General features: G+C 47.0%; 7 protein-coding genes and 1 pseudogene. 6 read left to right on the forward strand and 2 right to left on the reverse strand.

Annotated elements, in window-relative coordinates:
• Positions 1-77 precede the first annotated feature (77 nt).
• From C2E25_RS08280 to C2E25_RS08305, 6 genes are all read left to right on the forward strand, one after another.
• Positions 78-1,316, forward strand: a complete 1,239-nt coding sequence (locus C2E25_RS08280; protein ID WP_103115289.1) for an O-antigen polymerase — start codon at positions 78-80, stop codon at positions 1,314-1,316.
• On the forward strand, positions 1,313-2,407 hold the full coding sequence (locus C2E25_RS17305; protein WP_146032932.1) for a beta-galactosidase: 1,095 nt from the start codon (positions 1,313-1,315) through the stop codon (positions 2,405-2,407). The genes C2E25_RS08280 and C2E25_RS17305 overlap by 4 nt, the downstream gene beginning before the upstream one ends.
• Position 2,408: 1 nt before the next feature.
• Entirely contained in the window at positions 2,409-3,620 is a 1,212-nt protein-coding gene (locus tag C2E25_RS08290; protein WP_103115291.1) for a glycosyltransferase family 4 protein, read from the forward strand.
• Positions 3,617-4,567 (forward strand): NAD-dependent epimerase/dehydratase family protein, encoded by a 951-nt coding sequence (locus C2E25_RS08295; RefSeq protein WP_103115292.1) that lies wholly within the window; start codon positions 3,617-3,619, stop codon positions 4,565-4,567. The genes C2E25_RS08290 and C2E25_RS08295 overlap by 4 nt, the downstream gene beginning before the upstream one ends.
• Complete coding sequence (locus C2E25_RS08300) at positions 4,568-5,566, forward strand: sulfotransferase family protein (protein ID WP_199177385.1); 999 nt, start codon at positions 4,568-4,570, stop codon at positions 5,564-5,566.
• A 61-nt stretch (positions 5,567-5,627) separates the two neighbouring features.
• Positions 5,628-6,749, forward strand: a complete 1,122-nt coding sequence (locus tag C2E25_RS08305) for a DUF1972 domain-containing protein (protein ID WP_103115293.1) — start codon at positions 5,628-5,630, stop codon at positions 6,747-6,749.
• A gap of 79 nt (positions 6,750-6,828) precedes the next feature.
• Here C2E25_RS08305 and C2E25_RS17835 read toward each other — a convergent pair whose 3' ends face one another.
• Together C2E25_RS17835 and C2E25_RS18110 are read right to left on the reverse strand one after the other, a co-directional pair.
• Entirely contained in the window at positions 6,829-9,894 is a 3,066-nt protein-coding gene (locus C2E25_RS17835; protein ID WP_233189379.1) for a GPI anchored serine-threonine rich family protein, read from the reverse strand.
• Positions 9,895-11,295: 1,401 nt separating this feature from the next.
• Positions 11,296-12,186, reverse strand: a pseudogene (locus C2E25_RS18110) (PKD domain-containing protein); the annotation flags it as partial.
• Positions 12,187-12,800: the final 614 nt, after the last annotated feature.

Raw genomic sequence — 12,800 nt, forward strand, 5'->3', positions numbered from 1 at the left:
ATATCTGTAGAATTATGTCTCTGTTTGGCTAGGGATTGAAATATATAATTAGTTTCTATCGTTTTGTGGTGGTATTTATGCAATTTTATATTGCAGTTTCTTTGAAATTGATCACCATCTTGGTGATGGTGGTTGTTATATTGAAGTATAAAAAATACGGCATCTGTCACCCGTATGTGATTGTTTCGGTTAGTTATATGGTGCTAATAGTATTTGGAGAGATTTTTTATACATATGTGAAGGGGAGGTACTATGATCATTATGCGGAATCTTTGACATATATAGGATTTATTTCAATGTTTCTAGGGACGTTTGTTGCCAAATATAGAGTTATATTGTCAAGTTTAAAGAATCGCGGTGTTTATGTATTTGCTGGTGCTAAAAGTAATTATTGTATATATTTTGTTGCTGCTATCGGTGTGATGGCATTTTTAGTATTGGTATTATTTAGTGGAGTTCCAATAATTTCAGACAATGTAAATGAGGCAAGGATTAGATTCTTTTCTGGGAAGGGATATTTAAATGTGTTTTTTATTTCCCTCCAAATTGTACCATTGGCTATATTGTTCGATGTATTTGCCAGAAAAATGTATTCAAGGATAATCTGGTGTCATTTATTTTCTGTCGTGGTCTTCTTTCTTAATATTGCTACTGGATTTAGAGGGATCGCCATAAAGTCAATATTGTTATACTTCTTGACGTATTTATTTATTTCTAATAAGAAGCTGTCCTTGGCAAAAGGGGCTGTTGTCTTGCTGGCATTGCTACTGTTTCTGTCAGTGGTAGGGGCTTTTCGGCGAGAGGGGAAGGTTGGGATTGAGGGTGTAGCGAGAGAAATTGGGATAACTCTGGTAGCTAGGCCGGCAATTTTTGAAACTATAGTTAAGAAATTCGATGTTTCAAGTAGGTTCAATGGTATTGGATATGTATATGATTTTTTAAAATTCAAACCAGGTGAGCAGAAAGGGAAAAATGTCGAATTAAAATACATGTTTTTTAAAAATTATAAAAATATGCCTGAATCGGCTGGAATAAACCCAAGCATTATTGGTGAGGCATATGTTAACTTCGGTGTGTCTGGAGTATTTATTATCCCATTTATCGTCGGTTTTATTGTTAGGCGACTGTATATGCGTTGCTATGATAATTTCACTTTCTTTAATGTTGTATTGTATGTCTCCGTTGTACTAGAGGTAAGCTTAGCTCTCGCTTCTGGTCTTGGTCCAAGGCTTCCGATGTATTCACTTGTTCTGTTTTGGATATGTCTTATATCGCTATTTTATAGTAAGAGAATAGTCATAAAGGGTGATTTGTGAAATATTATTATGTTTATATAGTGTTACTTATTGTTTTTCTAGCGTCCGCTAGTGTCGTTTTTGCGAAGGGGCCACATGGTATTTATGCCTTTGGTTGGGGGGATAATTTTCAGGATACGCCGGCACTGTCTGTTGACGATATTGCTGGAATGACGGCATATTTTGGATGGAAAGATCTTGAGCCAGAAGATGGTAAATATGACTTTTCTTCTATTGAGGCACTTCTTGTTAAGGCCAAGGAAGAAAACAAAAAAATTAATATTGGGATATATCCCGGTGCAAATACGCCTTCATGGGTTTATGGTTATGGTGTTAAAAAATTTAGTTGGTATGTTAGATATCGAGAAGATAGGAGGCGATTCTCCCATAGGGATGGAGAACAAAAGGTCTCTCCGCTTCCGTGGGATAGTCGTTATCTTTATCTTTGGAAAAGATTTGTTTCGCATCTGGCCGACACTTATAGGGGGAATGACTCAGTTGGTTATGTCTCCTTGACCGGCCCTGTTGTTGATACTCTCACGACAGGATTGATAATTAAGAAAAGTGAAGACTGGAGGCGGTTTGTCGGCCGGGGCTATTCAATTGATGTTTTATATAGATCGTGGGTTGATATAATTGATTTTTATCATAAGGTTTTTCGGGGTAGAAAGCCTTTGGTTTTGGGGCTTGCGCCGGAGCGACCAGGGACCAGAGATGTGACGCTTTCAAAAAAAATATTCAAATATATAGTCCGCAAAAATTACAAAGATATCCAATTCTTATGCGTATTTTTAAATGATACTTGGTTTCTGAGGGGGGGCGGAGCGATAGGTATAAGGACCCTTCTTAAGGATGCTAGAAAAAAAGGATTCTCATTCGGGTATCAGATGGCTGCCCCTGCGCGAACTTCATCTAGGTGGCGCCAGGACTTCAGGGTGGTCAAGTCATTGAGGCGTGCTCTTGAAATAGGCTTGGATGACGGAGCCTCTTGGTTGGAAGTATGGCACAGCGACTTGTTCACAAAATCAAGAAGTGGAAAATATGTAAGGTATCCTGGCCATGTTGGTGATATTCGCTATGCTAATTCAGTTATGAAGAAAAAAGGGGGGTAGGGTGGCAAGAATATTGTTATGTCATAATAATTATACTATTACAGGAGGGGCAGAAGTTTTTTATCATGAAGTGGGTAGAGTTTTGGCTGAAAACGGGCATGATGTTGCCTTTTTTTCATGTTATGAGGAAGGTCTCGAGAGTCCATGGTCTGATTATTTTCCTAGAGTTCCAAATTATAAAAAAAGCCCCCTGTCTTCTATAGTGAAATTTAATTGTATTTTGTATTCAAGAACGTCAATTGAGTCAATAGATAGACTGATTTGTGATTTTAAGCCTGATATTGCCCATTGTTTTGCAATTTATTCTAAACTTACCCCGTCAATATTGGATAGTTTATCAAGTTATAATATTCCAATAGTGTGCTCATTTAATGATTATAAGCACATTTGTCCTAACTATAAACTGTTCCATCATGGAAGATTGTGTGAAGAGTGTATTGGTGGAAAATATTATAGAGCTATTGTCAATAGGTGCTGTCATAACTCTTTGATGTATTCAGTTGCGAACTCCTTGGAGGCGTATCTTCATAGTTGGCTGGATATATACAAGAAAAATGTAAATACTTTTTTATTCGCAAGTGATTTTATGGCCCGTAAAACAGAACAGTTTTGGGGTAGGGGGACATTTGTTTGGCGTAAATTGCGTAACCCCTTTGATAGTACCAAATTCGAGGCGGTATATTGCCCTGAGGGGCCTGTTCTGTTTTTTGGCCGTTTGATTGATGAAAAGGGAGTGGATGTGCTGATTGAGGCCGCATCGGTTTTGCCCGATGTTTCCTTTAGGATTGTCGGTGATGGCCCAGAAATGGCGACCTTGAGGAAAAAGGCAGAACCGCTTAATAATGTCGTATTTGTTGGTCCAAAATGGGGAGCGGAGATGGACCTGGAGCTTAAGCAGTGTCGTTTTGTTGTTGTGCCGTCTTTATGGCATGAAAATTTCCCTTATGTTATCAACCAGTCGTTTGCATTTGGAAAGCCGGTTGTTGGCTCTGATCGGGGAGGAATTCCGGAGTTGGTTGATGATGGTACGCGGGGTCTTGTTTACGAGGCCGACAACCCTGCAGCGCTTGCAGTGGCTGTGAAGAATCTATGGTTTGATGCGGAAATGGTACAGAAAATGGGAGTGGCTGCTAAGACTTACGCCGATAGTGAATTCAATGATCGAAAATTTTATCAAACATTACAATCCATCTATGGAGAGGTTCTCGAATGAAGGTGCTGGTGTTGGGCGGGAATGGTTTTATTGGGTCCCATATTGTTGACCAGTTGCTGGCAGATGGACATTCGGTTTGTGTTTATGACCGTTCTCCTGAGAGGTTCCGTGATCCGTTGCCGGGAGTTGACTATCGATTAGCAGAGTTTGACGACCTTGCTTCTTTGGCAGAGTCTTTGGAGGGTGTTGATATAGTATGCCATTCCCTTGGCACGACAGTGCCCAGTACCTCAAACAAGGAGCCGGTCTTTGACATAAAGTCTAATTTAATATCTACTGTTCGCTTGCTGAAGCTTATTGTTGACTCTGGGGTCAAAAAATTGATTTATCTTTCCTCCGGAGGAACGGTTTATGGTGTTCCAGAAATGATCCCAGTGATTGAGGAACATCCTCTGTGCCCAATTTGTTCTTATGGCGTTGTTAAGGTCTCAATCGAGAAATATATTCACATGTTTCATCATTTATATGGATTGGATTATGTAATTCTCAGGGCATCGAATCCATACGGTGAGAGGCAGGGACATAGTGGTGTCCAAGGTGTAATCAGCACATTTGTAAATAAGGTAGCAAGAAAAGTGCCAGTAGATATATGGGGAGATGGAACTATAGTCAGAGACTATATATATATCGGTGATTTAGCTAAATTGTGCGTTAGTGCATCTTTTTCAAATATTACTGGTACATTTAATGCGGGTAGTGGCATTGGTTACTCTGTGCTAGATATAGTAAATGTTATATCAGAAGTTGCAGATGGAAAGGTTGAAATTAATTATCATCAAGGCCGTAATTTCGATGTTCCAAAAATTGTTCTTGACATTAATAAGGCTAGAAAAATGTTTTTATGGAGTCCATCAGTATCCTTGAGAGATGGTATAGGGCGTGTGTTGGAGTGGGAAACTTCTATAAATATGTCTCTAATATCAGGCCGTTTATCGGGAGAGAAGTGAGTGGTTGCGCAGGTTGATAGCAATTATATCCGTATGAGGCCTTGGAAGCTTTGGAGCAGAATGCTGAGCTATGTTTTTTTTGAAGGCCGGCCGCTTACGACACGCGGCAGATGGATTAACCCATTGGTGTTTGCTCTTTTCCGGATTCAAAAGTTGTTGCCGCAACTACGTCGAGTTGAAAAACCAATATTTATACTTGGGACCGGACGTAGTGGTACTACTATTCTGGGCATGGTGCTTTCGATGCACAGAGAAATAGGGTTCCTTAATGAACCCAAGGCTCTTTGGCATGCAATTCACCCCGGTGAAGATTTAATAGGTAGTTATTCTAGGGGGGCTGCCCGGTATCGTTTGAATAGGGAGGACGCCCCTTTTGAAGTCCAACGTGCTGCCCACCGGATTTTCGGAGCTTACCTTACTGCTACCGGTTCTAAACGGGTGGTGGATAAGTACCCAGAGTTAATCTTCCGGGTTCCCTTTGTTAAACAAATTTTCCCCGATGCCAAGTTTTTGTTTTTGGTCCGAAATGGTTGGGATACTTGTCGATCAATAGATGGTTGGTCTAATCGTCTCGGTCAAAAGGTTGGTGATGAACAACATGACTGGTGGGGGGTTGATCGTCGTAAGTGGAACTTGTTATTGGCACAGATCGTTCCTGAACATCCTGATCTTTCTCCAATCGCTTTGGATATGGAAAATTGGATCAACCAAACAGATATGGCGGCAGTTGAATGGATCGTCACCATGCGTGAAGGGTTACACTTGTTAGAAGAATCACCAAATGACGTTTTGAGAATTTCCTATGAAGAACTGTGTTCAGAACCACACTCTGTTTTGGAGCATTTATGTGATTTTGTCGATTTGCCTTTTGATGAAACGTTTGTGCGTTATGCTGAAAGAGTTTTGTCAAAAAACAAGATTGGAGATTCCTTTGAGTTGGCACCGGATATAGTACGCCCTTTTTGTGAAACGATGAAATCTCTTGGATATGAGTCGTAATGTTTAATTGCAGGGATCAGCTTGTTTTGTTTTTTCATCGTGTTTATTTTGGGGGGAGGAAATGAGTCTGCTGATACGTGGTGGCAGATCTTTTCGCAATGCTGATACTAAAAAGTTGGCTGTTCTCGGCACAGTCGGTGTGCCGGCGAACTATGGAGGTTTTGAAACTCTTGCGGAAAACCTGGTCCGATATCATGCGGATTCTCGGCTGCCCATAGAGTTTACAGTTTATTGCAGCAGTAAAAGTTTCCCGGGCAAAAATCCCCGCTATCTTTCTGCCGGACTCCGTTACATCCCTCTTCATGCCAACGGTCCGCAAAGTATCCCTTATGACATCATTTCCCTGTTTTCGGCCGTTAGGCATCGAAACGATATCATTTTATTGCTCGGGGTGTCCGGGGCTGTCGTATTGCCCCTGATCCGCCTGGTATCGAAAGCAAAAATCATCACCAACATCGACGGCATTGAATGGCGGCGGGAAAAATGGAAGGGCTTGGCCAAGTGGTTTCTCAGGCTTTCCGAAAAGATTGCCGTCCGTTTCTCGCATGAAGTCATCGCAGACAATGCAGCGATTGCTGACTATGTATATTCAACTTATGGCGCAGACTGTCATGTCATTGCATACGGAGGGGACCATGTTCTTGAAGCTTCCGCTCAGCCGCTTGAAGATATCGACCTGCCGGAGAACTTTGCTGTTGCCGTCTGTCGTATTGAACCCGAAAACAATCTACATCTGATTCTTGATGCGTTCTCAAGACAATCTGAATACTCGCTGGTCATTGTCGGAAACTGGCGCAGCAACGCCTACGGGCGTGAATTGCGTGACCGGTACGGCTCTGCATCCCATATCTGTCTGCTCGATCCGATCTACGATCTGGGAAAACTGAAAACTCTTCGCTCTCAAGCCGCATTTTATGTTCATGGACATTCGGCCGGGGGAACAAATCCTTCCCTGGTGGAGGCGATGCATTTCGGGCTGCCGATTTTGGCCTATGATTGCGATTTTAACCGGGCGACGACAGAAGATCGGGCCCGGTATTTTGCGGATTCAGACCAGCTGTTGAGTCTGATGCGGGAAGCCGACCCCGCCGAAATGGAGCGTATTGGCAAGGAGATGCTCGAAATAGCCAGGCGAAGATATACCTGGGAGGCTGTCGGTAAGGAGTATTTTGATCTGATGTGAAATCGTTCGTCACCAGTTTGTTGGCAGTAAAAACAACGAGAAGGGGGAGCGTACCATTCGGCACGCTCCCCCTTCTGCGTCAAGGCACTATCGTAAACGTCGCGTCCGAAAAATCGTTGCCGATAAAGCTGCCGGCAGCGTTTTTGGCGTTGATCCTCATCAGGACCTGGGTGCTCGGATCATTCGGCACCGTCCAGTTGAAGCTGGTGCCGGTGACATTGTTGCGCAGCCACTTCCAGGTTGTTCCACCGTCAATCGAGTAACGCAGCAGGTAGCTGGCGGCATCGGGGTGTGGGTTCCAGCTGATGGTGGTCTGGCTGCCGATGGTCAGCGTCTCGCCGCCGTTGGGGCTGAGAACCTTGAGGGGTACGACGATGCTGGAGACCGCGTCGGAGAAGTCGTTGGCGATAAAGTTGCCGGCGGCATCCTTGGCGTTGATGCGGAACAGCACCTGGGTGCTCGGATCGACCGGCACTGTCCAGTTGAAGCTGGTCCCGGTGACGCCGTTGCGAATCCACTTCCAGGTGGTCCCGTTGTCCACGGAATAACGCAGCAGGTAGCTGGCGGCATTTGGATGGGGCTGCCAGGTGATGTTGAGGTTATCACCGGCATTCAGCGTTTCTCCGCCGTTGGGGCTGGTGAGCCGGAACTGGACAATACTGAAGGTGCTGTCGGAGAAGTCGTTGCCGATAAAGCTGCCGGCGGCGTTCTTGGCATTGATCCGGATCATGACCTGGCTGTTGGAGATATCCGGCAGTTTCCAGTTGAAACTGGTGCCGGTGACATTGTTGCGTAGCCACTTCCAGCTTGCTCCGGCGTCGGTCGAATAGCGCAGCAGGTAATTCACCGCGTTGGGATGGGGATACCAGCTGATGGTGATGGTGCTGCCGGCAGCGAAAGCTTCTCCGCCGTTGGGACTGATGATCTGCGGCGGGTTGATGATGCTGAAGACCGTGTCGGAGAAGTCGTTGGCGATAAAGCTGCCGGCGGCGTTCTTGGCGTTGATGCGGAGCAGGCACTGGTCGCTGAGGGAATTCGGCACCGTCCAGTTGAAGCTGGTTCCGGTGACATTGTTGCGCAGCCATTTCCAGGTTGTGCCGCCGTCGGTGGAGTAGCGGAGGAGGTAGCTGGCGGCATTGGGGTAGGGGAGCCAGGTTATTTTGGTCGTAGCGCCGACGCTGAGCATCTCTCCGCCATTGGGGGTGACGAGGGTCAGTTGTTGCGGCAGGGGAGGATAGATGTCGGGATCGGCATCATCCGGGTCGATATTGCTGGCCCAACCATCATTATCCTGGTCCGCCAGGGTGCTGTAGTCAAAGCCGGGAGCTTCGAGGCCGACATGGATGCTGTGGGTGCGGTTGTTCCAAGCGGTTCCGGCCGGATTTTCCCGGGCACGGAGGCGTAGCACCAGGGGCTCTGCCGGCAGGGTAGCCGGGTCGTAGACCCAAGAGGTGGTCGCCTGGTAGGGGGAGAGCAGGGTCTCGTCGCCATAGCCGTCGCCATTGTGATCGGCGACGGTGAGAATCTCGACCCGGTAGTAGAGCGGTACCTGGGCGTTGACTGGCGCCCAGCTGACCCGGTTGCGGCCGTCGGCCAGGCGGTCGATGTGGAGAGTTTTGAAGTCGATCGGCGCATAGGCCACCGGGGAACTCTGGTAGTCGTAGCGCACCATCTGGTTGCCGGACGCATCGGTCGCGGTGTAGGTGTAAAGTCCGGTGACCGGCAGGCCGGGATCGTGTTTCATGTAGCCTCGGTAGCTGCCGCCGATATACAGGCTGCCCTGCTGCAGCAGGTCGTAGCTGATGTTGCTGCCGGCCGGACCGTCGACCTGCAGGGAAACCAGGTCGCCGTTGGGATCGGAGGTCGTGGCCCAGGTGTAAGCAACATCATTTCCGGTTCCGCTGACCCGGTGGCTGGAGAAGGGCCAGATCTGCGGCCGGTTCGGATTGTAGGGCAGCGGGTTGAAAGCGATCGCTGCTCCGTTGACCCGGTTGCGGGCGGTGGTCCAGTCGGAGCTGTCGTAAACCAGCACCTCCCAGGTCCAGCTGCCGGTGCCGATCGTATTCACCAGGTCAGTCTGGCCGATATCGAACATCGCCTGGTCGAGACGCGGGGAATCGTATTTAGCCCCGTTGCCGGTGTTGCGCACCCGCACCCGGTACCAGAGCGGCACCGGCTGCTCTACCGGCGCCCAGCTGAACCGCCACATGCCGTTGCCGAGGTCTTCGACCTGCTGGGTCGCGGGGGCGGGCAACTGGTAATCGGCTTTGGCGGTCAGGTAGTCGTAGCTGTAGTAATCGACCCCGCCCGCCACCAGGTGGAAGGTGTAGAGCCCGGTCGGCGTGGTGGCCGGGTCGACGGTCTTCCACAGGTCGTAACCCTTGTCGGCCGTCAGATCGAAGGTGTAGTGGAAACCGTTCGGTCCATCGACCTCCGCCAGCGTCAACGCGTTCTCGTCGTCGACGTCGATGTTGAGGGCGGTCTGCCGGCTGCCGTCGGCGAGCTTCAGGTTGAGAACCTTGGTGTAGTTGAGGACCACCTGGTTGGGATCGTAGTCGGTTGCCTGCGGGGTGAAAGCGACCTTGTTGGTGGCACCACGATTCTTGAGTAGATCCCAGTTACCAACTTCGTGAGTTTCGACCCGCCAGTAGTAGGTCTGGCCGTCGGTCAGGGTGCCGGCCGGGACATCGAACCAGGTCTTCGCCATGCGGCTGGTGTCGAAGATGGGCACATCCGCCGTCGCTGAATCGTAAAGCCGGAAGCGGTAATAGTAGGTCCGCGCGGCATCGGCCGGCGCCCAACTGAACCGATAGCTGCCATCGGCCAGGCGCTGGTAGCCGATGGTCGCCTCGTTGACCAACGGCACGGCGTGCGGGTCGATATGCAGATCGGCCTGGCTGACGCTGTTGCCGAGGCTGTCGGTGACGGTGAAGGTGTAGGTGCCCGGTGCCAGGGGAGTGAGGCTGTCGTACTGTTTCCACAGAGCCAGAGTGCCGCCCCAGGCGTGGGCATCGCTGTCTGTGAAGGTATAGCTGAAGCCGTTGGGGCCGGTGACCGTGGCAGTCAGGGTTCCAAGATTGGTATTCGTTTCCGTTTTGATGCCCAATTCCAGGGAATCGACTTCGCTGCCGTCGGCCTTGGTCATGTGCTGCACACCGGCCCAGGTGATGTTGGCTGAAGCAGGCTTGACGACAGAGAGAATGAAGGTCTGGAAGTCTATACCACCAAACGTATCTTCTGCCCGAATAACCAGAGAGAAATCACCACTATATTGTCCGGCACTTGCGACAATGATGTCAGTGCCAGAAAGCGAAATAAAACTGGGGGCATTTAATATTTGCAGAGTGTAGCTGTCACCTTCATTATCTGAAACATTTAAAGGTATGGTTAGATTTTGCCCCTGAATAATGGATTGGTTGGAAACGGCACTAATACTGGGGGCGGTATTCACCGAGCGGCCTGGGTCATTAGGAGCCACGTCTGCATTGTCGCCAACGCCATCGCCGTCACTATCGACCCATTCTGTAGGATCTGTAGGGGCCCAATCACTATTGTCGCCGATACCATCCAAGTCGCTGTCAGTCCATTCTGACGAATCACTAGGGAACTTATCTAGCGTTAGGCCGGTCGTTGAATCCGCCTGTGTTTTGCCAGGATTCCAACTGTCGGGGTGCAAGTCGCCATCGGAATCAATGGAGGCTGCAATATCATTATCAAATTTATCGGAATTGTCGCCGACGCCATCTCCGTCTTGATCAGCCCATTCCATACTGTTGAGAGGGAAAATATCAAGCGTCAGGTCATCTACCTTGTCACCATCTGCGTCCACACACAGAGTACCATCTGATGGGAATTGATCAACAACAAGGCCTGTAATGGAAGTACCTGAGATACTATCAGGACATTTGTCGCCATCTGTATCCTTCCAGGCAGATGGGTCATTATCAAAAGCATCGGCATTGTCGCCAACGCCATCGTTATCAGAGTCATATGCTTCTGCTGGATCGTTAGGGAATTTGTCTTTAGAATCACTTATACCGTCGCCATCCTTATCGTAGAGGACATTCGTCTGTAATGTAACCTGTTCAATGTCAAACTTGTAATTGTTAGATACCCCAACGTAAAGATAAACTGTGTCTTGAGGATTTATTGTTCTACTTAATGATTTTGAATATGTGCTTGATCCAGAATTATTTAAAGTCTGATTGTCATACATATCCATGGTAAAATTTTTGCTACTAAAATGGTTGTCACCAACTTGTCCATATTTACTACAATAATATGACACATCTGAATTTGCAGTGGGAATTTTGTTGATACCAATGAAGAAGTAAATATGGTCTCTTACTCCCGGGGAACTGTATGTCGTTGCCCATAGCTTTGGATTTTTCCAATATTCTCCCTTGGCCAGAGTTTTTGTTGCCAAAAGAAATACCTCCCCACAATTTCCAGAACCAATTGACTTATTTACAACGTCAATACGCGTAGGGTCATAGAAGGTCTGAGATCCATCAGATGCCAATATTGCAATGCTTGCAACAGAATCCAATGTTCCATCGGATACTGTAAGTTGCACTGTGTATGAACCTGCCATGTCAGGGGTAAAAGATGATGTCGATGATTCTGGTGTCGTCATTTTGCTTGTTGATCCGGGTGGTACAATTAAAGACCAATGGTAAGTTATTGAATCCCCGTCGGGATCAGTCGATCCCGATGCATTTAGACTGACAGGGGTGTTGATGTTTACGCTAGTAGCACTGGCGGAAACTTTAGCAACGGGTGCATTATTTGGCACTAGTGGTGTTGGACTTTGAGGATCATTAGGGTCGGTACCATTAGAAACTTCATCGAGATTATTAATTCCATCACCATCGACATCATCGAAAGGATTGTCCAGTGATTTCCGAACGAAAACCCAGTCCCCGAAATCAGATGTTCCTTGAGTAAAGAGCGCCTCAACTCGCGAAATGTTATAATCGGTACCTTGCCAAGAGTTGTGGTATCCAAGCTTAGCAGCAAACCCATCAATAACTTTATATATTGTAGGATTTGAACTTGGATTCAATCCTGCATTAGAAACAAACTTATTCCAATCACCATAATTGTCACTTATAAACGATTTCAACATCTCCCTTGCGATATGTATTTCGTTTGCCTGTTCCTCCAAATCATTTAACGCCATAATTCCAACAGCGTTATTCGTTATAGAAGAGGCATCTGCAGCTAACTGTTGAGCAAGACCTGCCAATGCAATCGGGTCTGTAAATCCAGAGCGCGCCAAACTGACAAACACCGTGACGTGCTGCACCGTCTGGTCAACAATAAAGGCAGCATTGTCATGTCCCGCAGCATCTAGTCCAATGCCCGCTAACTGACCTAACTTTTTGGCAATCACAGAGCCGGGACTTGTCGCAACAAAACTAGCATCCAGACCCATGTCAAAAGCAAGAGATTCTAGATCGGCCTCTTCTTTAGCCGAAACAACACTTCCTATACGATGTTTGACAGCATTGAACAGTCCCTGGATCCAAGGTCCGATTTCCCGCCTATAATGAGCCGGCAGCCATGACTGATCGCAGCTTAACCCAGAACCAGGGGCTAAATTAACGCAGGCCCCCGATGGGTTATCTGGAAAAAAATCAAAACTAATATGAGGATAGGAAGCCCACGGGTATGTTGCTTCAACAAGATACTCTCCCGGCGTTGATATATAATATTTCCCTACGATGTTAGGGCCATCCCAAGACCTAACCAAAGTTGCTGTATATGAATTTGATGTGCCATCTAGCCTGTAAAGTGATATTTTTGCAGCAGATTCTGCCAATGGTGAAAATATTATTATTGTTCCGGAAGTTGATATGTCATCTATCAATAAATAATTTGAACTATTGGCGCCGTTAAATGTTGCTTGGTCAGATGGCGTATCACGCCATATTGATTTGGCAAAAGTAAAGTTATTTGCCCCGACATTAATTTTTGCACCGTTTTTAGTAATACATCCTTTTGCAAAAGTCTTAGCTTGAAGCGTTCAAGACTTTACCAGTAAGGCTG

The sequence above is a fragment of the Geothermobacter hydrogeniphilus genome (genome assembly GCF_002898515.1).
Taxonomy (GTDB): Bacteria; Desulfobacterota; Desulfuromonadia; order Desulfuromonadales; family Geothermobacteraceae; genus Geothermobacter_A.